14 protein-coding genes are annotated in these 22,660 nt (G+C 44.2%); 8 read left to right on the plus strand and 6 right to left on the minus strand.

Annotated features, from left to right (window positions below):
* Positions 1-309 precede the first annotated feature (309 nt).
* The 4 genes from MJ764_RS03825 (at position 310) to MJ764_RS03840 (ending at position 7,125) form a co-directional block, all read left to right on the plus strand.
* Positions 310-1,032, plus strand: a complete 723-nt coding sequence (locus MJ764_RS03825) for a hypothetical protein (protein WP_239324779.1) — start codon at positions 310-312, stop codon at positions 1,030-1,032.
* Positions 1,033-1,326: 294 nt separating this feature from the next.
* Positions 1,327-2,145 carry a hypothetical protein gene (locus MJ764_RS03830; protein WP_239324781.1) on the plus strand — a complete coding sequence of 273 codons (819 nt, stop codon included), beginning with the start codon at positions 1,327-1,329 and terminating at the stop codon, positions 2,143-2,145.
* A gap of 294 nt (positions 2,146-2,439) precedes the next feature.
* Positions 2,440-3,258, plus strand: coding sequence for a hypothetical protein (locus MJ764_RS03835; RefSeq protein ID WP_239324783.1), 819 nt, complete (start codon positions 2,440-2,442; stop codon positions 3,256-3,258).
* Positions 3,259-3,270: 12 nt separating this feature from the next.
* On the plus strand, positions 3,271-7,125 hold the full coding sequence (locus MJ764_RS03840; RefSeq protein WP_239324785.1) for a calcium-binding protein: 3,855 nt from the start codon (positions 3,271-3,273) through the stop codon (positions 7,123-7,125).
* A gap of 825 nt (positions 7,126-7,950) precedes the next feature.
* On the opposite strand, the gene carB is transcribed toward MJ764_RS03840, so the two are convergent.
* The 4 genes from carB to guaB form a co-directional block, all read right to left on the minus strand.
* Positions 7,951-11,175: a carbamoyl-phosphate synthase large subunit gene (carB, locus tag MJ764_RS03845; RefSeq protein ID WP_239324794.1), complete on the minus strand. Its 3,225-nt coding sequence runs from the start codon at positions 11,173-11,175 to the stop codon at positions 7,951-7,953.
* 73 nt (positions 11,176-11,248) lie between these two features.
* Positions 11,249-11,926, minus strand: a complete 678-nt coding sequence (gene leuE, locus MJ764_RS03850) for a leucine efflux protein LeuE (RefSeq protein WP_239324796.1) — start codon at positions 11,924-11,926, stop codon at positions 11,249-11,251.
* A 57-nt stretch (positions 11,927-11,983) separates the two neighbouring features.
* Positions 11,984-13,117, minus strand: a complete 1,134-nt coding sequence (gene carA, locus MJ764_RS03855; RefSeq protein WP_239324798.1) for a glutamine-hydrolyzing carbamoyl-phosphate synthase small subunit — start codon at positions 13,115-13,117, stop codon at positions 11,984-11,986.
* A 313-nt stretch (positions 13,118-13,430) separates the two neighbouring features.
* Positions 13,431-14,891, minus strand: a complete 1,461-nt coding sequence (gene guaB, locus MJ764_RS03860; protein ID WP_239324800.1) for an IMP dehydrogenase — start codon at positions 14,889-14,891, stop codon at positions 13,431-13,433.
* A 192-nt stretch (positions 14,892-15,083) separates the two neighbouring features.
* On the opposite strand from guaB, the gene MJ764_RS03865 reads away from it, so the two are divergent.
* The 3 genes from MJ764_RS03865 to MJ764_RS03875 all read left to right on the plus strand — a co-directional run bounded on the left by MJ764_RS03865 (position 15,084) and on the right by MJ764_RS03875 (position 18,051).
* Positions 15,084-15,530: a DUF4124 domain-containing protein gene (locus MJ764_RS03865; RefSeq protein ID WP_239324802.1), complete on the plus strand. Its 447-nt coding sequence runs from the start codon at positions 15,084-15,086 to the stop codon at positions 15,528-15,530.
* A gap of 100 nt (positions 15,531-15,630) precedes the next feature.
* Positions 15,631-17,493, plus strand: a complete 1,863-nt coding sequence (gene uvrC / locus MJ764_RS03870; RefSeq protein ID WP_239324804.1) for an excinuclease ABC subunit UvrC — start codon at positions 15,631-15,633, stop codon at positions 17,491-17,493.
* 63 nt (positions 17,494-17,556) lie between these two features.
* Positions 17,557-18,051 (plus strand): hypothetical protein, encoded by a 495-nt coding sequence (locus MJ764_RS03875; protein ID WP_239324806.1) that lies wholly within the window; start codon positions 17,557-17,559, stop codon positions 18,049-18,051.
* A gap of 545 nt (positions 18,052-18,596) precedes the next feature.
* Here the strand turns inward: MJ764_RS03875 and MJ764_RS03880 are convergent.
* Positions 18,597-20,807 carry a RelA/SpoT family protein gene (locus tag MJ764_RS03880; protein WP_420853920.1) on the minus strand — a complete coding sequence of 737 codons (2,211 nt, stop codon included), beginning with the start codon at positions 20,805-20,807 and terminating at the stop codon, positions 18,597-18,599.
* Positions 20,808-21,002: 195 nt separating this feature from the next.
* Between MJ764_RS03880 and MJ764_RS03885 the strand changes: the two genes are divergently transcribed.
* Positions 21,003-21,569 (plus strand): adenine phosphoribosyltransferase, encoded by a 567-nt coding sequence (locus MJ764_RS03885; RefSeq protein WP_100091035.1) that lies wholly within the window; start codon positions 21,003-21,005, stop codon positions 21,567-21,569.
* Between the two features lie 80 nt (positions 21,570-21,649).
* Here the strand turns inward: MJ764_RS03885 and kdsA are convergent, their stop codons facing one another.
* Positions 21,650-22,489 (minus strand): 3-deoxy-8-phosphooctulonate synthase, encoded by an 840-nt coding sequence (kdsA, locus tag MJ764_RS03890; protein ID WP_239324925.1) that lies wholly within the window; start codon positions 22,487-22,489, stop codon positions 21,650-21,652.
* Positions 22,490-22,660 lie beyond the last annotated feature (171 nt).

The following is a 22,660-nucleotide window of genomic DNA, read 5'->3' on the forward strand; positions in this document are numbered from 1 at the left end:
AAAATAACTATTCAATTGTGACAGCCAATAATCAATTTTAAACAATTATCTCCTATTGATATATATAAAATTTATTTATATAAATCAACACATCATATACTTGCAGCATTTAAAAATTAACTCTATATTACAGTTAAACACTGTTAATTTATGCTATTAAAGCAATCAGCAATTTAATTTGTTCAAATTCTATTAGCAATAGGTAGCAAGATGAAACGATGGCTGTGTATTTTGATTCTGTGCTTAACCGGCTGTATTGATGGGCGCAGCGAGCAGGAGAAGCAACAACAATTACAGGATAAACTGATAATGACAGATACTACTGAGATTACGGTTCTGATTCCGTCACTGGTTTCAAGTAAAAAACTGGCGATTACTTTGCCACGCTGCTTTTTTGGGCCTAACTTGAAAAATAAAATTGTTGATGGAAAAGTTGAAGAAAAGGCTGTGACTATTTTGTATCCATTACCTACTTTTTCTGATTTTCCCAGTGATGCAGAAGCACTAAAGCACTGCCCTGATCCGTCCAGACCAATATCTGGAATTGGTATAAGGCCATTGTTTCCTAAAAAAAGAGGAACAACTGAGCTATTATATGGAAATCATTGGTTAAAACACCTAAGCTTTCAATATTCATTGAAAGAAAAAAGAAACAATCAGGCTTTATATAACAGTGGTATTGGTGGAAAACTTGCCATATTTGCTAATCAGTCCAAAGAAAATAAAGCAGATATATCGATTGATTTCTGGCCTTATGATGCAGGTAATGCAGACAGTCCTTTCCCCGACCAGATTGATGTGCATTCTGTACTGGAGAAGGAATTTGGCTTTGGTTATATCGTTTATACGTCCAAATTCCTACATGGCAAAAATAAACCATTGCCAAATCAGTGGTATTTTGCTGATGCTTTAATTGATATTTATAAACATAATGAAAGCCTGCTGGATCATCCGGAAATTCTCCAAGGCTTTATTGAAAATAATAATCGTATTCTGGATTATATTCATCAACATAGTAAGGTAGTTAATTAGCCAGCAACGCTTATCATCTATCTTTAAAACGACAGTGTGGTTAATTAAAATAATATTGCTCATTCTGGACAGAGTTATCCAGAAAATAACTATTCAATTGTGGCAGCCAATAATCAAATTTAAACAATTATCTTCTATTGGTATCGATCAAATTTATTTATATAAATCAATACATCATATACTTGCAGCATTTAAAAATTAACGCTATATTAAGGTTAAACACTGTTAATTTATGCTATTAAAGCACAGAGGAGCTATTTAATCCGCTGAAATTTAATTTGCAAAGGTAGCAAGATGAAACGATGGTTGTGTATTTTGATTCTGTGCTTAGCTGGCTGTATTGATGGGCGCAGTGAAGAAGAAAAAAACAAGCAATTACAGGATAAATTAGCAATGAAAGATACCACTGAAATTACGGTTTTGATTCCATCTAAGGTTTCAAACAAAAAACTGGCGATTACTCTGCCACGCTGCTTTTTTGGGCCTAACTTAAAAAATAAAGTTATTGATGGAAAAGTTGAAGAGAAAGCGGTTAGCATTATGTATCAACTACCTACTTTCTCCGGTTTTCCCAATGATGAAGAAGCACTGCATCAATGCCCAGATTTTTCCAAGCCAATTTCCGGTATAGGTATACGACCACTATTCCCTGAAATAGGAAAAACAGAATTGATGTATGGAAATTATTGGTTAAAACAACTATGGTTTCAATTTTCATTAAAGGAAAAAAGTAATAATCAGGCTTTATATAACGCGGGTATTGCAGGAAAACTAGCTATATTCGCTAATCAATCTGATAAAAATCAGCAAGATATCAGCATTGAATTCTGGCCTTTTGATGCAAAGGATGAAAGCGATTCTTACCCTCACCAGACTGATATTCATTCCGTATTGGATAAGGAGTTTGGCTTAGGATATACCGTGTATTCCTCAAGATATCTGCATGGGAAGCATAAACCCTTGCCAAATCAGTGGTATTTTGCTGATGCTTTAATTGATATTTATAAACATAATGAAAGCCTGCTCGATCATCCGGAAATTCTCCAAGGCTTTATCGAAAACAATAACCGCATTCTGGATTATATTCACCAACATAGTAAGGTAGTTAATTAGCCAGCAACGCTTATCATCTGTCTTTAAAATGACAGTGTGGTTAATTAAAATAATATTGCTAATTTTTAGCAGATTTCTTGAGAAAATCGCTACTCAATTGCGACAGCCAATAATCAATTTTAAACAATTATTCTCTATTGATATATATCAAATTTATTTATATAAATCAACATATCATACACTTGCAGCATTTAAAAATTAACGCTATATTACGATTAAACACTGTTAATTTATGCTATTAAAACACAGAGGGGCTATTTAATCCGCTGAAATTTAATTTGCAAAGGTAGCAAGATGAAACGATGGTTGTGTATTTTGATTCTGTGCTTAACCGGCTGTATTGATGGGCGCAGTGAAGAAGAAAAAAACAAGCAATTACAGGATGAATTAGCAATGAAAGATACCACTGAAATTACGGTTTTGATTCCTTCCAAGGTTTCAAATAAAAAACTGGCGATTACCTTGCCACGCTGTCAGTTTGGTTTTAGCATAAAAAATGAAATTATTAATGGAAAAGTGGAGCAAATTGGCGCATCAATTATATTTCCCTTACCCACTTTCTCCGGCTTTCCCAATGACGAAGAAGCACTGCATCAATGCCCAGATTTTTCTAAACCAGTAGCTGGCTTAAGTATAGCACCGCTGTATCCTAAGATAAAAACTAAGAAATTGGAATATGGAAATTTCTGGTTAAAACGGCTTTGGTTTCAGTTTTCATTAAAAGAAGAACGGAATAATCGGGCTCTATACAATGCAGGTATTAGTGGAAAACTGGCTATATTTGCTGATCAGTCTGATACAAATCAGCAAGATATCAGGATTGAATTCTGGCCTTTTGATGCAAAAGATGCAAGTGACTCCTACCCTCACCAGACTGATATTTATTCTGTACTAGATAAAGAATTCAGTGTTGCTTATACCGTGTATTCCTCAAGATATCTGCATGGTAAGCATAAACCATTGCCTAATCAATGGTATTTTGCCGATGCTCTGATTGATATCTATAAACATAATGAAAGCCTGCTGGATCATCCGGAAATTCTCCAAGGCTTTATTGAAAACAATAACCGCATTCTGGATTATATTCATCAACACAGCAAGGTCATTGAGTAGAAAGGAGTAGGTATGAATTGCTTTATTAAAGGTGAAGGTTTTCAAGGATATTTATCCTTACAAGACTATATGCTAGAAAAGAATTCCTATGATTTAACTGATGAGCAAATAGCCGAATTACAATCAATGGTAAATGATATCCAGAATAAACTTGCTCATGGCGAAGATGCAGATTATTCCAAAGCCTATGATTATTTAAAATCCACCATTCCAGCAGGTAATCCAGATGCCAATGGGTTAAATCTGTGGCTGAATGTGGCAGTGGGCACCAATAGCCGCGGACAGGCCGGCGGACTTGGCGGCAATGTGATGGATAAAGCGCTGCGCGCAGCCACTGATCTAATTTTACGCTCCCGGCTGGGCAGATATGATAACAATAAATATAACAAATTTTCTAATGATATGGCATATTCATTACTACAAAATATAATCCAGTCTGGCAAAGTTTCTTTAGATGGTATTTTAAAATCGGATGCACAGGGCTTTACCCGTTTTGATCCAGATAGCCTGTCTCCCAAAGACTGGCCGGGTTCGGCACTGGACTGGCATAATTTATATAATATAGATTTGCTCAATCCGCTTGACCTTGCAAGAGCTTTGGATAATCTGGCTGCTGGGTTTGAAAGGAAGCTTCAAGATCCATTTAATTTTGGCGGCTGGATTTGTGAGCATCTGAGAGACTGGCTTGATCTAAACCGCGACGGTAAATATTATGTCTATGACCCGCTGATACTGGATCTGGATGGTGATGGAATTGAAACGACTGGCTCGAGAAAATTAAGTGGTGCGCTATTTGACCATGATGGTGATGGCATCCGTACGGCTACTGGCTGGGTAAAGGCTGATGACGGGCTGCTGGCAGTAGACCGTAATGGCGATGGGGTTATTAATGATGGTACGGAGCTCTTTGGTGACAGTACGTTGCTGGCGGACGGCAGTAAGGCGGCCAATGGCTATGCGGCATTGCGCGAGTTTGACAGTAATGGCGATGGCCGGGTAGATGCGCAGGATGCGCACTTTGATCAGTTGCGCGTATGGCGTGATTTGAATCAGGATGGTATCTGCCAGAGCAATGAGCTGTTTACGCTGGAGCAGGTAGGTGTGAAGGCGTTAAATCTGGAAAATAAAAACAGTAATACCAGTTTAAACAATGGCAATACGCTGGCTCAAATCGGCAGCTATGAAACCACTGACGGGCAAACCCGTACTATGGGTGATGTGAATTTTGAGCATAAGCCGGTTTTCAGTGAGTATGCTGAGGAAGTAAAACTGACTGAGGAGCAAAAGCTGGCGCCAAATCTGAAAGGTACGGGGCGGGTACGCGATTTACGCGATGCAGCAGCGCTTTCTCAAGATTTAGCTGCTGTTTTGCAATCCTATGCGCAAGCGGAAACGCGCTCTGAGCAACTGGCTTTGCTGGACAAGCTGTTGCTGGAATGGGCGAAATCCGACCCGCAGTTTGATGAAAAGGCTGACTATGCTTTGGGCACAAGCTGGGTTAATAGCGGTTCTGCCAGTGCCGGCGGTTCTGCTATCAGGCCATCAGAAGAAAGTAAGCTTACTTTTATTGATGATCCGGTATGGGCAGAAAAATTTAAGACTTATAGCGGTAAGCTGAATGTTCTGAATGCGTTTACTGGTGAAACCTCAAGATTATTTTATGCGGGTACGCCAAAGCAGCGGCAGCAGCTTCTGGATACGATTGATAAGACTTATAACGGGATTCGCAATAGTCTGTATGAGAGTCTGTTGTTCCAAACGCGGCTGAAACCTTATCTGGAAAAGCTAACCTTTAAACTGGAAAAAGATGATGTTTCGCTGGATTTTTCGGGGATTGCTGCTACTTTTAATCAGGTTTTCCAGCACAATCCGCAAAAGGCGTTTGTGGATCTGGGGGAATTTCTGGCTTATCACTATACGGGTTTCTGGCCGGATGGGGTGAAGCTTTTTAATGAGTATGTTGACTACGCTAAAGCACATGATGTATTTGGTCAGTGGTGTGAGCTGCTGGGTAAAACGGTACAAGATAAGCTGAGTGTGCAGTCTGGCAGTGATGGCAATGATATTCTGATTGGCACTAATCTGCTTGGTGGCGGCCGCGATATTCTGTACGGTGGTGCCGGGGATGATGTGCTTATTGGTGGTATCGGCAATGATGAGCTGGACGGTGGCGCCGGATCGGATGTGTATGAGTTTGCGCGTGGCTTTGGCCGGGATATTATTCGCAATCATGATACCGGGGTAAATAAGGTTGATAAGATTCGTTTTACCGATGGTATTGTGCAGGATGAGGTGCTTTTTACCCGCGATGGTAGTCATCTGCTATTGAAAATCAGGGGTACTACTGATCAGATTACGGTAGTTAATTTCTTTACTGGCGATGGCCACGGCGGCGACCAGATTGATGTGGTGGAATTTGCTGATGGTTCGCAGCTTGATGTTGAGGCGATCAAGGCGTTGTTGTTAAAGCCGACGGAAGGTAATGATATTCTGATTGGCTATGAATCTGATGATTCTTTAATTGGTCTGGGCGGTAATGATGTGCTTAAGGGTCAGGGCGGTAATGATTTTCTGGATGGTGGTGATGGTGATGACAATCTGGATGGTGGTGCCGGCAATGATGTGTTAATCGGCGGCGCTGGCAACGATATTCTTTATGGCGGTGATGGTGATGATACTATTATCGGCGGCACGGGCGATGATTACCTTGAAGGAGGTATAGGTTCGGATGTGTTTGTGTTTGATAAGAATTTCGGCCATGATGAGCTGCTTGAATTCAATCCTACCGGTAAAGACGTTAATACTGTACTCTTTAATAATTGGGTAAAAAAAGATTTTACTTATTCTCGCAAGGGGCAGGATCTTTATATTGTTTCGAAGCGTTCGGATGATTCGCTGAAAATTATTAATTTCTTCCGTGATTCTGGCGTTAATCAGATTGACTTGATTAAGTTTGCTGATGGCAGCCAATTGGATGTTGCAGATATCCGTAAGCTTACTCAAATCGGCACGAACGGTGATGATGAGTTATATGCTTATGGCTCTGAGGATACTTATCTAGACGGCGGTAAAGGTAATGATAAGCTGTTTGGCGCTGCTGGTAGTGATAATCTGGTAGGCGGCTCAGGTAATGATTATCTAGATGGTGGTAGTGGTGATGACCGCTTATATGGTGGTACAGGCAATGATATCCTTGTAGGTGGTGTGGGGAATGATTATCTGGAAGGTGGTTCTGGTAATGACATCTATGTTTTCAGTAAAGGACATGGCCAAGATACTATTCTGGAATGCAATCCTTGCAATAGGGATGTGAATACCATCAGATTCACGGATGTGCTGGCAGATGAGGTGATTTATCGCAAAGAAGGCTGTGATCTGGTTATCTGCGGATATCAGGATACGGATTCTATTGTGGTGAAAAATTTCTTTGTGGGTAAAGCGCACCAAATTCAGGCTTTTGAGTTTGCCGATAAAACGATGACGGCGGCTGAGCTTGGGCTGAATAAGGTTAAGGCCTCTGCTGAAAACGGTAAAATTGCAATTGCGGATCGCATGGTTGGGATGCAGCTTTATAATGATGATGCTGGTGATTTATTTAGCATGAATTATGCCCGTTGTGCTGATAGTTATCTGGCCAATGATGATAATCTGTATCATTTAAGTGGAATGAATTATTTATTTGATAACAGGCTGGCTGGATATCATAATTCGGTACATACTGATAATGCACAGGCTGCGACACAGGTGCAATATTTGATTACGGCTATGGCGAATATGGGTTCTAATGTTGCTGATACTTTGGCAGCTCCGGAACAAGTGGTATTGTCACAGCAACAGAATGTGATAACGGCCTACTGGGGCAGTTAATTATTGATTTTGGATCCCAAGCCTGCAATTAGTTTTGCAGGCTTTTTTGTATGTATGGTGTTATTTTTGCCTCGCTTTTTCAGCTTTGAATAGTTTGGTTTGCTGATCGAGAAAGCTGAGTAAATCAGGCAGGCGATATTTTCCCGCCATTAATTTAATGTTTGCCGCCGCATTTTCTAATGGTATGCCGATTGCAGTAATATGTAATGGCTGTTTGCTTTGGCCACGAGTAATTTTTATTAAATAGCCAGGAATGATTTTATTTAAAGCGTGCCACGTAAGCCGATTTTTCTTTCTGCCAGATGTGCATATCCGTCGATAATAATGGCTGAAATGGTTGATAAATCAATTTTAGCTAATATCACCATGATATATGGATAATTCGCGTTGGTAAAACTGACCAGACTGGTAAGGGGTAATATTATTTTGATAATCGGTAGTGACGGTATGGATATCTTGATTTTGTATTAGTCCGGTGTTGGAACAAAATATCTACGTTTTTTGCCTGATTTTCTATATAGTAAACGTCAATTGCCAGTATCATTTTTTGTTATTTATGCTTTTATTTATATTTAGTATGTAATCTCGAATATGGCTGATACTACTAAATGGTATTCAACTGACAGGCGTATTAGGTGGCTAAATTTAGTCAGTATTGGCACTGAATTAATCGGTAAATTACTTTAACACTATATTATTAATCATTTATTAGTATTCAATGTTTGTTATGTGAATATGCTGTAATTGAGTGAAATGTTTATTTTATATATAAAAGGCAACTAACAGCGATGAATGCTGTTAGTTGCCTTATGCTATTTAAACAAATTAGTCTTGAATTGTTACGGGTTCTATACGCTGGTGTAGGCTCTGGATGCTGTACACTTCGGTATGGGACAACTGGCTTACGCCTTCGCTCATGGCCAGAGCACCAGCAATGGTGGTATACAGGGGTACGCGCATATTTAAGGCGCTGCGGCGGATGGAGTGGCTGTCTTTTATTGACTGCACGTCGCTGCTGACTGTGTTCACTACTAGGGCAATTTCGCCATTTTTGATTGCGTCTACAATATGCGGGCGGCCTTCGGTGACTTTATTGACTAGCTGCACGTTGATGCCGTGCTGTGCCAGATATGCTGCGGTACCGCGTGTGGCACACAAGCCATAGCCAAGTGATTGGAAGTTGGTGGCTACCTGTACTACATGAGGTTTGTCTTCATCACGCACGGCCAGAAAGACTTTGCCAACCGCGGGCATGCGCTCACCTGCGCCAAGCTGGGCTTTCAGGTATGCTTCGGCAAAGGTTTCTCCTACACCCATTACTTCGCCGGTAGAGCGCATTTCCGGTCCGAGAATGGTATCAACGCCGGGAAATTTGATAAACGGGAAAACGGCTTCTTTTACGGCAAAAAATTCGGGAATCACTTCGTGGGTATAGCCTTGCTGTGATAGGGATATACCCGCCATCACCCGTGCACCGATTTTGGCCAGTGGTACGCTGGTGGCCTTGGAAACAAATGGTACGGTACGTGAAGCGCGTGGGTTGACTTCAAGTACATAGACTATGTCATCCTGTACGGCAAACTGTACGTTCATCAGGCCGATAACTTGTAATTCTCTGGCCATGGCCGCAGTCTGGCGGCGGATTTCGTTCTGAATGGCGGTACTGAGCGAATACGGGGGTATTGAGCAGGCGGAATCACCACTATGTACGCCGGCCTGCTCTACGTGCTGCATGATGCCGCCAATGACCACCTGCTGTCCGTCACAAACGCAGTCTACGTCTACTTCGATGGCGTGGCTGAGGAAGTAATCCAGCAATACCGGGCTGTCGTTGGATACTTGCACGGCTTCGCGCATGTAGGTTTGTAATTCGGCAGCGGAATGCACTACCTGCATGGCACGGCCACCCAGTACATAAGATGGGCGTACTACGAGCGGGTAGCCTACTTCTTCAGCCAGTTGCAGTGCTTCGGCCTCGGTGCGTGCGGTGCGGTTTTCCGGCTGGCGCAGGTCTAATGTATGCAGAATCTGCTGGAAGCGCTCGCGGTCTTCTGCGGCATCAATGGCATCCGCAGATGTACCAATGATATTTATTCCATTGGCTACCAGTTCATTCGCCAGTTTTAAGGGAGTCTGGCCACCATAGTGAACAATTAGTCCATCTGGCTGTTCGGTATGGCAGATTTCGAGTACATCTTCCAATGTGAGCGGTTCGAAATAGAGCCGGTCGGAAGTATCATAGTCGGTGGATACGGTTTCTGGATTGCAGTTAACCATGATGGTTTCGAAACCGGATTCGCGTAATGCTAAAGCGGCATGTACGCAGCAGTAATCAAACTCAATGCCCTGCCCGATACGGTTGGGCCCGCCGCCTAGAATCATGATTTTTTTGCGCTGGCTGGGTTGTGCCTCACACTCTTCTTCGTAAGTGGAGTAAAGATAGGCGGTATCGGTAGCAAATTCGGCCGCACAGGTATCTACGCGTTTGTATACGGGATGCAGCTTGAGGGTATGGCGATGGTGGCGCACGCTGGTTTCATCACTGCGCAGTAGCTGTGCCAGCCGTTTATCGGCAAAGCCTTTGCGTTTCAGTCTGCGCATGCAGGTATAGTCTATTTCATTTAGGTTGTGACTGATGAGCTGCTGTTCTTCTGCCACCAGGTCGGCAATCTGTGCCAGAAACCATGGATCAATAGCACTAATCTGCTGGATTTCGGTCAGCGAGAATCCGGCACGGAAGGCATCGGCCACATACAGGATGCGTTCTGGCCCGGGGTTGGCCAGTTCGCGCTGAATAGCTGCACGATCGCTGCTGCGACTGTCAAAGCCACACAGGCCAACTTCCAGACCACGCAGGGCTTTATGGATGGACTCCTGAAATGTGCGTCCGATGGCCATCACTTCACCAACTGATTTCATCTGGGTAGTCAGGCGGTCATCAGCAGTGGGAAATTTTTCAAAGGCAAAACGCGGCACTTTGGTGACGACATAATCAATTGATGGTTCGAAGGAAGCTGGGGTACGGCCGCCGGTAATGTCGTTCTGTAATTCGATCAGGGTATAGCCTACTGCGAGTTTGGCGGCAATTTTGGCAATCGGGAAACCAGTAGCTTTGGAAGCCAGAGCAGAAGAACGGCTGACACGCGGATTCATTTCGATAACGATCATTTCGCCATTTTGCGGATTAATTGCAAACTGTACGTTGGAACCACCGGTATCGACGCCGATTTCGCGCAATACGGCCAGTGAAGCATCGCGCATCAGTTGGTATTCTTTATCGGTGAGTGTTTGCGCCGGTGCTACGGTAATGGAATCGCCGGTATGCACGCCGCAAGGGTCGAAGTTTTCAATGGAACAGATGATAATGCAGTTGTCGGCACGGTCGCGCACTACTTCCATTTCATATTCTTTCCAGCCCAGTACTGACTGCTCGATAAGTAATTCATGTGTAGGCGAGGCATCAAAACCACGTTCACAGATGGTGATGAATTCATCTTTGTTGTAGGCAATCCCGCCACCGCTGCCACCCATGGTAAATGATGGGCGAATCAATGCCGGAAATCCTACCTGCGCCTGTGCTTCCAGTGCCTGATCCATGCTGTGACAGATAAAGGATTTTGGGGTGTGCAGACCGATTTTGTTCATGGCTTCTTTAAAGCGGCCACGATCTTCAGCTTTATCAATGGCATCTTGCGATGCACCAATCAGCTCAACCTGATATTTTTTCAGGATGCCGTTATGAGCCAGATCCAGAGCACAGTTGAGTGCAGTCTGCCCGCCCATGGTTGGCAAAATCGCATCCGGACGTTCTTTTTCAATGATTTTTGCTACCGTTTGCCACATAATCGGCTCAATGTAGGTAACATCGGCCATGTCTGGGTCGGTCATGATGGTGGCCGGATTGGAATTAACCAGAATGACTTTGTAGCCCTCTTCACGCAATGCTTTGCATGCCTGAGCACCGGAATAGTCAAACTCACAAGCCTGACCAATCACGATGGGGCCGGCACCAATAATAAGAATGGATTTTAAGTCTGTGCGCTTAGGCATGTTGATACCTTTATCAATGATTATTGGTTTAATTTAGTAGCTCGGCAGCAGTTCTTTACTGGTGGTTAAATATTCAGTCGATACTTGCTGTCCATAATTTCAGTGCAAACGCTATAAACATCAGCCCAACTGTGGCTACTGCACCGGCAGCCAGCCGCTGATAATGACGAAACCACTTTACCAGCGATAAACCACTGAATATCAGTACACTCAGATAGGTTAGGCTGCAAATTTGCAAAATAATAGCCAGCAACAGAAAGCTGAATGCTGGATATGCATAATTCGGGTCTACAAACTGGATAAAAAACGCCAGAAAAAACAGTATGGCTTTGGGATTTAACAGGCTTAACAGTAGTGCACGCTGAAATAAATGGTGTGCTGAAGGTGGTTTATCAGCTATATCAGGTTCACGCAGTGATTGCCTGAAAGCTTCTGCTGCCTGCTGCCGACTGTTCCATTGTCTGGCGGCTGAACGCAGTAACTGCCAGCCCAGATAGAACAGATATAATCCACCAGCCAGTTTCAGTAATAAAAATAATACAGGAATGGTTTTTATAATTGATGTTGCACCAGAAGAGGAAAGTAACATCAACACGCTGTCGCCCAGAAATATGCCAGCTACAGCACAATAGGCTGCTCTGGCACCATATTTTCCCGCCATGGCCAGACAGTACATGGAGTTGGGTCCGGGCAATAAAATGATGGCAATGGCACCGATAATATATGTTCCCAAATCAGTAATACCAAACATGGGGAATCCTGTCCATTTTTGTTATTTTCAAAGGGGGTGGTTGGTTAAAAATGGCCATCAATTCTGGCGCGCTGCCTGCATATGCTGGATAAACCGGTCAAACAGATAGGATACATCATGTGGTCCTGGGCTGGCTTCAGGGTGTCCCTGAAATGAAAAAGCTGGCTGTGTGGTCAGGCTGATGCCCTGTAATGAACCATCAAACAGTGATTTATGGGTAATGCGCACATTTTGTGGCAAGCTATCTGCATCTACTTCAAAGCCATGATTCTGGCTGGTAATCACTACCCGGCCAGTTTCGAGATCCTGTACCGGATGATTAGCACCATGATGACCAAAAGGCATTTTACGGGTTTGTGCACCCAACGCTAAACCGAGTAGCTGGTGTCCCAAACAGATACCAAACAATGGCAGTTTATGGGCGAGAATTTCCTGTACGGCAGCGATGGCATAATCACAGGGCTCCGGGTCGCCGGGGCCATTGGACAGGAATACGCCATCCGGATTCATTGCCAGTACTTCTGTAGCCGGCGTGGTAGCAGGGACAACTGTCAAGCGGCAGCCGCGCTCGCTGAGCATGCGCAGGATATTGGTTTTTACCCCGAAATCATAGGCGACAACATGATATTGGGCTGCTGGTGGCTGAACATAGCCCTGCCCTAGTTGCCATTCACCCTGTGCAAATTGGTATTTTGCGGTACAGCTTACTTCCCGCGCCAGATCTTTACCAGCCATACTGCCAAAAGCTTGTGCCAGTGCCTGTGCCTGCTCTGCACTGGCATCAGCACCTGTCAGAATACAGCCGGCCTGTGCCCCTTTATCCCGCAGCAGGCGGGTGAGACGGCGCGTGTCAATATCGGCAATTGCCACGGTATTGTGGCGTTGCAGGTATTGAGCCAGACTTTCCTTAGCGCGGAAATTACTGTGTAATAAAGGTAAATCCCGAATAATCAAACCGGCAGCATAAATTTGTTTACTTTCTGTATCTTCGCTGTTTACGCCGGTATTGCCGATATGCGGATAAGTGAGGGTAACCATCTGCTGGGTATAAGATGGGTCGGTAAGAATTTCCTGATAGCCAGTCATGCTGGTATTGAAGACTACTTCACCAACTGCCTGCCCAGCCACACCAATGCTGACACCATGAAATACGGAACCGTCAGCCAACACCAGAATTGCGTTTGTAGTCATGAATGATTCCTGTAGATTTATGCAGACCATTGCCATGGCGACAGTCTGTTTTTTATGGGTAAATAATCGTGCTTCCTGTTACCAGTTGCGGGCAAAAAAAAACACGCCATCTCACGCAAAATGACGTGAGCTACGTGCTTGATAATGGCAGGGATAGATATATCTGACACTGCCATGTAAGCAATGCATTCTAGCTAATTCTTTTGGTTTTGGCAATGTTGATCCGAATAATAAAAAAAGAAAATTTTTTATTATTGCACTGGGCGGCCGGCAGACTGCCCAGTGCATTAGCATCAGATTTTACAATAATAATTTAGCGAACATGGTAATTTGGCGCTTCTTTAGTAATCTGCACATCGTGTACATGCGATTCGCTCATACCAGCAGCGGTAATTTCCACAAATTCAGCCTTGCTATGCATATCCTGAATGGTTTTGCAGCCAAGATAGCCCATGCTGGAACGTAAGCCACCCACTAGCTGATGAATAATCTGGTTAATCGGCCCTTTGTAAGGTACGCGCCCTTCAATGCCTTCTGGTACATATTTATCGGCGCTGGCTACATTATCTTGAAAATAGCGATCGGACGAACCTTGGCTCATGGCACCCATTGATCCCATTCCGCGATAGGATTTATAGGAACGACCCTGATACAGCTCGATTTCGCCCGGCGCTTCTTCTGTACCGGCAAACATGCCCCCCAGCATCACGGCTGAAGCACCAGCAGCCAGTGCTTTGGCCAGATCGCCGGAAAAGCGGATACCACCATCAGCAATCAGCGGCACGCCAGTGCCTGCCAGTGCTGTAGCCACATTATGAATTGCTGTTAATTGCGGGACACCCACACCAGCGACAATACGTGTAGTACAGATGGAACCCGGGCCAATACCCACTTTAACGGCATCAGCACCCGCAGCCACCAGATCACGTGCTGCGGCTGCCGTAGCAATATTACCGCCAATCACGTCTACATCCGGGTAATGCTGTTTCACCCAGCGAACACGCTCAAGCACGCCCTGACTGTGTCCATGCGCTGTATCCACTACCAGTACATCGACACCGGCTTGCACCAGAGCTGCCACGCGCTCATCTGTATCCTGTCCCACACCTACCGCAGCCCCAACGCGCAATCGGCCTTCGCTGTCTTTATTGGCATTGGGAAATGCGGTATTTTTCAGAATATCCTTGACGGTAATCAAACCTTTCAGTTCCCATTCGGCATTCACCACCAATACTCGCTCGATTTTATGTGTATGCATCAGTTCACGCGCGTCATCGATGCTGGTGGTTTCACTTACTGTTACCAGACGCTCACGCGGTGTCATGATACTGGCTACTTTTTGTTGCAGATTGCGTTCGAAGCGTAAATCGCGGTTGGTTACCAGCCCAACTACCTTGCCATTTTCCAGTACAGGCAAACTGGATACCTTATATTTACGCCCGGGACCAATCAAATCGCCAATCAGTGTATCCGGAGTGATGGTTACTGGATCCTTGACCACACCACTTTCATAACGCTTAACATTGGCAACGGCACGTGCCTGCCGTTCAGCACTCATGTTTTTATGAATAATACCAATGCCACCCTCCTGAGCCATGGATATGGCCAGCTTGGCTTCAGTAACTGTATCCATCGCGGCTGAAACCAGCGGTAAATTCAGATAAATATGGCGGGTAAGCGGGGTTTTCAGGATAACGTCGCGCGGTAGTACTTCAGAGTGAGCAGGTACAAGTAGCACGTCGTCAAAAGTGTAGGCTTTTTCGACTATACGCATTTTAGAGCTTCTTTTTTTAGAGGACGAGGAGAAAGTTAGAACTTAGATAGGGGAATTGGCGAGCAATTTTAACAAATTTACGACACACTGGCAAAATATACTTTTACACAATCTTGCCAATTGGTAAACAGAAGTTTTTTTTATCGTATAATAGCCAAAACATATATTTTCAAACGCGAAGGAAAAGTAAATATGCGTCACAAAATACTGAAAATTTCACTGGCAATGGTACTGACCGGCAGCACGATAATGGCAGGTGCGGCGGATGTATACACTTGGCGTGACAAGCGAGGTGTGACTGAATATTCAGATGTACCTGCTCAACTTACTCCGGCCAAAACCCAGCGTTTCAATGTACGCACACAGGTTTCCACTCCGCTGGCGGCACCGCAGCCTAAAGCTCAGGCAGATTCCGACTCTCTGGCCGAACAACAGGCACAGCTTAACCGCAAGATTGAAGAAGAGAATAAGCTGAGAGACGAGCAGAATAAGAAAATTGAGGCGCAAAACAAGAAAGCCCGTGAGACTGCCTGTAAAACAGCACAGCTAAACCGGAAAATGGCTGACAGTTTGCGTACTAATAATCGCGATGCTCTGGTTCAGCGTTACGATGAAGATGTTCGCATTAATTGTAATTAATTTTTACTCTTGACTATTTCACTCATCATCCATAAGTTGTGTATGCAGCTTATGGATTTTTTTTATGGCTGTACAGTTGTTAACCTGATGAACCACTACTATGACCGATACTGCCGCCACTCCATCCAGCCCAGCAGGCAATAATAAGTTTGATTTAGCCCTGTTTCTTAAAAATCTGCCTTTAGTGCCGGGTGTATATCGCATGCTGGATGCCAATGATAAAGTGTTATATGTAGGCAAGGCAGTGAATCTGAAACGCCGGGTTAGCAGCTATTTCCAGAAAACCGATTTATCGCCCAGAATTCAACTGATGGTTAAACAGGTGGCACGAATTGAAATCACGGCAACGCATTCGGAAACAGAAGCGCTGATACTGGAAAATAATCTTATCAAGGCACTCTCACCGAAATACAATATTTTGTTTCGCGATGATAAAAGTTATCCCTATCTGATGCTCAGCGGTCACCGCTTTGCGCAGATGGCCTATTACCGCGGCACCCTGAAAAAGCCTAATCAGTATTTCGGTCCCTATCCCAATGGCTATGCGGTACGCAACAGTATTCAGACACTACAAAAAGTATTCAGACTGCGTACATGTGAAGACAGTGTATTTGAACACCGCGACCGTGCCTGTCTGCTGTACCAGATTAAACGTTGTTCCGGCCCCTGTGTCGGCCATATCAGTGTTGAGGATTATCAGAGCAATGTCAAAGCCGCAGTAAGTTTTCTACAGGGCAAAACCAGTGAATTGACGACTTCATTACATGCAAAAATGCAGCAGGCAGCTGAACAGCTGAATTTTGAAACCGCAGCACAGATTCGTGACCAGATTCAGGCTCTGGGGCTGATGCAATCGCAGCAATTTATAGACAGTAAACATGCACGCCACAGCGATATCGATATTCTTGCTCTCACTGAACAAAATGATATTGTGTGTATTCACTGGGTAAGTATTCGTGGCGGCCGCCATGTTGGAGATAAAAATTTTTTTCCGGATACGCGCTATCGTGTTGCTGAAAAACTTAATCATTATGGAGAAGCTTTTGTTGCCCAGCATTATCTGGGTAAAAGCAAACCAGATATTATTATCAGCAATTTCCAGTTGCCTAAAAGCCTGTGCGACGCGCTGAATGCCGAAAACAGCAGACAAATACAGTTTGTGCATAATACCGTTGGGGAACGGCGAATCTGGTTACAGATGGCAGAACGCAACGCACAACTGGCCATTGAACAACACCGACTGCAACAGCACAGTCAGCAACACCGTATTGAAGCACTGGCACAACTACTGGATATGGATACTGAAAGTCTGAACCGTATTGAGTGTTTTGATATCAGCCATACTCAGGGCGAAGCTACCATTGCTTCTTGCGTGGTATATGAAGACGAAGCCATGCAGCCGGCCAAATACCGCCGCTACAATATTACAACAGCCAAAGCTGGCGATGATTATGCCGCCATGCGTGAAGTATTAACCCGCCGCTACGGCCGTCTGGCTGACAATGATGAAAGCATTGGCACATGGCCGGATCTGGTGCTGATTGATGGCGGTAAAGGCCAGGTACATATGGCTCTGGATGTATGGCAGGAGTTGGGCATTCATATTCCAATCGTCGGCATTGCCAAAGGCCCGGAACGCAAAGCCGGTCTGGAAGAGCTAATCATTCCGCATCAGCAGCGTAATATCCGGGTAGAACCACATAATCCGGCTTTACATTTACTGCAAACAGTACGTGATGAATCACACCGCTTTGCGATTACCGGCCATCGCCAGAAACGAGCCAAAGCCAGAGTGACTTCGTCACTGAACGATATACCGGGCATTGGCAGCAAACGCCGGCAGGCATTATTGACCCGTTTTGGCGGGTTACGGGGTGTGGTTGCCGCTAGCGTGCATGATTTAAGCCAGACTGAAGGCATTAGTCTGGCTCTGGCTGAAAAAATCTATGCGGCTTTACATTAAGATACATACATACATACATACATAGATATAATAGGTTCTACTTAATTCTACATAGAATAATAAATGTTTGAAAAAATTGTTAACCACCTGCGTACCAGAAAACTAATTAAAGAATTACTGATCTTACTGGTGAGTTATTTTGTATTTATACTAGGTATCGTTGGCTGGTATTACTTTGATAATTGTGAACAGGGTGGTTCGTGTGTTTTTTTGGGTATATGCGGACTAATTACCTTTTTTGTATATTTAATTATTGTCAACTATAAAACCCTTAAATCCATCTTTTCACTTTCTAACGATAACAATTCGCCTTCTTTTAAGGCATTGTTTATTCAATTAACATTATCCATACTGGTATTTTTCTTATATTTTTATGGCTGTGGATATTTATTTGTTTCACTCGATATTGGTTTCAATCCGGAATCAATGCTTACAGCTGTTTATATATGGATACTCTTCTTTTTGCTTTGTTGCTGTATAAGCTTATTTATTCTTTTTGTTGCCAAAACCATAAAATTGCTTTTTTTGCGTTCAGCTAACAATAATACCGCTTATTAAACAACGCATAGAGATTGCTACTTATTTATAATGGGTTAATGCCGGATAATACTGAAGCAACAGAAAATAAATTTTTTCTTACTGATAAAACTGATAATTCCGTATCAGCAATGTAATATCCGGCTGGATTAACTACTACTTCTACACTTACTGTACGGTGTGCATGATGAATTACACCGCTATGCAATTACCGGCCGCCGCCACAAATGTGCAAATATCAGGGTGTGATTTAATCTCTGTACAATATTCTCGGTAGCTATAGTAAATAGCAGTAAGGACTATTAAACGGTTTTGCAATTTCTGTGCTTTTCAGCGCCACTTTTGTCCGAAAAATTATACTGGTACTCTGGGCTGTGAAAGCACAGCCATCCCGTATGCCATGGCAGACAAATATTTTCCAGCCACATAAACCTTGAATAAACAGGCAAACGTGTTTCAGTATATTCTCAGGTATGCTGCCACGGACGTGTCGTTTCAATGCGTGGCTTTTTATGGCTTTTCTCTGAGACAAATTGATACTTCGCCTGACATACAAAAAGCATACCCTATAATCGCGTCACAGCTAATACGCCTTTTACATCGCTCAATTGACTCAGTACCCGTGGTAAATCATTTACCTGATGGACTTCAACTGTAAAACGCAGCTGCGCTTCGAGGTCACGCGATAACGTTTGCACGGCGGTAACGTTAAGGCGATTGCGTGCCAGTGTTTCAGAAATATCGCGTAACAGGCCACTGCGATCCTGAGCACGGATTTCGATATCAATGGCAAAAACCTGATTAGCTGATTCATCAGCCCAGGAAGCAGGCAATACCTTGTCTGGCGAAATATGCGCCAGATACTGAAATGAGGAACAATTGCTGCGATGAATGGAAATACCCCGTTCACGCGTTACAAACCCGATAATGTTGTCTCCAAACGCTGGTTTACAGCATTTGGCTAGCGTAGTGAGCAGGCCGGATTCACCATCCACCAGCACACCGCCAAAATTGTTTTTGATTTTACTGCGTTTGACTAAATGGTTTTCGGTTACTGGAACTTCCGGTTTTTCCAGTAAGGTATCCACCGCTTTCTGAATCATGCGGCCGGTAACTTCTCCATGCCCCATGGCCAGATATAAGTCGTCTACATTATTGAACCCAAGTGCCTCAGCCAGTTTATGCGTATTCGGCTGCACCTGCATTTTCACTAGCTGTTTTTCCAGTGCGGTACGACCGGACTCGCGTATCGACTCGCCATTCTGCTGACGAATATAAGCACGAATCTTGCTGATGGCTTTATTGCTTTTCACCCAGCCATCATGTAGCCAGTTTACTGAAGGTTTACCTTCGCGTGCGGTAATGATTTCTACGCGCTGACCATTTTCCAGTGGCGTGGATAAAGGCACAATCTGTCCGTCCACCTTGGCACCACGGCAGCGATTACCGATATCGGTGTGTAAAGCATAGGCAAAATCAATCGGCGTGGCACCTGCTGGTAAGGAAAATACTTTGCCATGCGGAGACAGGACGTAAATGGTATCGTTAAAAAGTTCAGTCTGGAAAGCACGCGACAAATCTTCGCGGTCATTACCGCTTTCCGCAATATTTTCGCGCCAGTCGAGTAACTGGCGTAACCACGCAATTTTGTGCTCGTAGGCTTCATTGCTCTTGCCGCCTTCTTTATAGCGCCAGTGCGCCGCCACGCCGAATTCAGCATACCGATGCATATCAAAGGTACGAATCTGGATTTCCACTCCTTTGTCATCCGGCCCCACTACTACGGTATGCAGACTTTGATAGTCATTGGGTTTGGGATGAGCAATATAATCATCAAATTCGCCCGGAATAGGCTGCCACAAGCTGTGCACAATCCCCAGCGTGGCATAACAGTCTGCTACAGTATCCACCAGAATGCGTACCGCACGAATGTCATACAAACCATCAAAATTCAGCTTCTTTTTTACCATTTTGCGGTAAATGGAATAAATATGCTTTGGCCGTCCTGCTACTTCAAAGTGCATATTCAGCCGGCTTAACTGCTGCTTGAGGGTCTCAACAAAATGTTCAATATAATCCAGCCGCTCTGTCCGTTTTTCATCCAGCAGGCGCGCAATTCTTTTATATTCATCCGGATTCTGGTAGCGAAAGCTTAAATCCTCAAGCTGCCATTTCAATTGCCACACGCCCAGACGATTGGCCAGAGGTGCAAATACAGTCATGGTTTCCTTGGCAACCGCTTTTTTCAATGCCTCATCGGTAACCTTGCTCAGATAATTCATGGTTTGAGCACGCATTGCCAGCTTGATTAGTACCACCCGGATATCGGACACCATCGCCAGCAGCATCTGGCGCATTGCTTCTGCCTGCTGTAAACGCTCCTCCTGAGTGGCCAGCGGGCTGATGCTAACAAAATAGGTAAGCTTCTGTACCTGATACAAACCAGTCACCAACTGCATTACACTGTCACCACATTGTTCTTGTACAATGTTTTTCCAATCAGCCACATAACTGGGCAGACAGCTTAGCATGGTAGCGGCTACAGCATCAGGCATTAAATCCATATCTGCTACTGTTTTGGCGGCAATCATCAGATTGGTATACAGGTTTTCGCCACAAAAAGTAACCGCATCCTGCGGATAGCTACTGTTCACCAAAATCTGTGCATGTCGCAACATTGTCCCCATGGCCGGCGATAAAGAGGCAATATAATCGTCTAACCAGACACAGGGGGAGCAAGAATTGGTGGCAAGAACTTGATCAGGCGTGCTAACCATGTTATCAACCTGTTGATTTGTGTAAATTATGATGGCAATTGTACCAAAAGCCATCATTTTCTGCTTCATAATGGGCTGTAGAAAAACGCGAATAGTGCTATTATGCGCACCTTTCGCATACACTATATGCAAATAACTTGGCTCGTCCTGCGTTTATAACTTTCGCATATAGTCTTTATTTTTAAAGGATTTATAATGCAGACTCACCCAGAAGTCATAGGTATTGACGCGATGGCTGCAAAAATTCGCAAAATTCCGAACTGGCCACAGGAAGGCATTTTATTTCACGATATTACTCCGGTATTGCAAAGTCCGCAGTACTTTCGTCTGCTGGTAGATCTAATGGTTTACCGTTATATGGGGCAGAAAATCGATGTCGTTGCTGGTCTGGATGCGCGCGGTTTTATTATCGGTGCTGCGCTGGCGTATCAGCTAAATGTAGGTTTCGTGCCCATCCGTAAAAAAGGCAAGCTGCCTTTTACAACCATTGCAGAAAGTTATCAGCTTGAGTATGGCCATGCCACCATTGAAATGCACACTGATGCGGTAAAATCCGGTACCCGTGTACTGCTGGTGGATGATCTGGTAGCAACTGGCGGTACCATGACCGCAGGCGTAAAACTGATCCGCAAGCTGGGTGCAGAAGTAGTGGAAGCCGCCGCCATTATCGAATTTACCGATTTACCCGGTGGCAAAAAAATCCGTGACGAGGGTGTACCCCTCTTTACTCTGTATCAGAATTCTGGTTCAGTTGAGCAATAAATCCTTGTCTGCCTGATTTTCAGCCAGACAGATAAAAAAGCAGGGTTTGAAAACCCTGCTTTTTTAGTGCCAGTATATATTCAGTTAATATCCAGTACCGGCATAGTTTTTACTAAATCATCCACTGCTTTAACCTGTGCCAGAAATGGTTCGAGCATCGCTAATGGCAAAGCACTGGGACCATCGCAGCGGGCTTTGTCTGGGTCTGGATGTGCTTCAAGAAACAAACCGGCCAGTCTGGTGGCCATACCCGCCAAAGCCAAATCCAATACCTGACTGCGACGCCCGCCTGAAGCGGCTGCGTCTGCCTGACGTTGCTGCAAGGCATGGGTTACATCAAAAATAATCGGCAAATCAGCACAAACTTTTTTCATTACGCCAAAGCCCAGCATATCAACTACCAGATTATCGTAACCAAAGCTACTGCCACGTTCGCACAGAATAAGTTGTTTATTGCCGGCTTCATAGAATTTTTCCACAATATTTTTCATCTGGTGCGGGCTTAAAAATTGCGGTTTCTTGATATTAATCACTTTACCGGTTTGTGCCAGCGCCACCACCAGATCAGTCTGGCGGGCTAAAAATGCAGGTAACTGCAACACATCAACCACCTCGGCCACCGGTGCAGCCTGAAAAGGTTCATGAACATCAGTAATCACCGGCACATCAAATTCCTGCTTCACCGCCGTAAAAATCTTCATTCCCTCTTCCAGACCCACACCACGATATGAGTGAATTGAAGAGCGGTTGGCCTTATCAAATGACGCCTTAAACACCAGCGGAATACCCAGCTTACGTGTTACCTCTACATAATGTGCACAGGTACGCAAAGTCAAATCCAGATTTTCCAGTACATTCAGGCCACCAAACAGCACCAACGGCAAATGATTGGCTACTTCAATATTGCCTACACGAATAATCTTGGTCACAATCAATCCTCAGTAAGGTTGCGGCTCATGGGCATCCCTGCCCAGATCACCACAAAACCAGCATTCTACAAAATAGTCAGCCCAGCGTCCAAACCGGCATGACTCTGATATCCATTAACCATATCAAACCTTTTAATACAAATTTACAAATATATTTTACTC

Source organism: Snodgrassella gandavensis, from assembly GCF_914768025.1.
Taxonomy (GTDB): Bacteria; Pseudomonadota; Gammaproteobacteria; order Burkholderiales; family Neisseriaceae; genus Snodgrassella; species Snodgrassella gandavensis.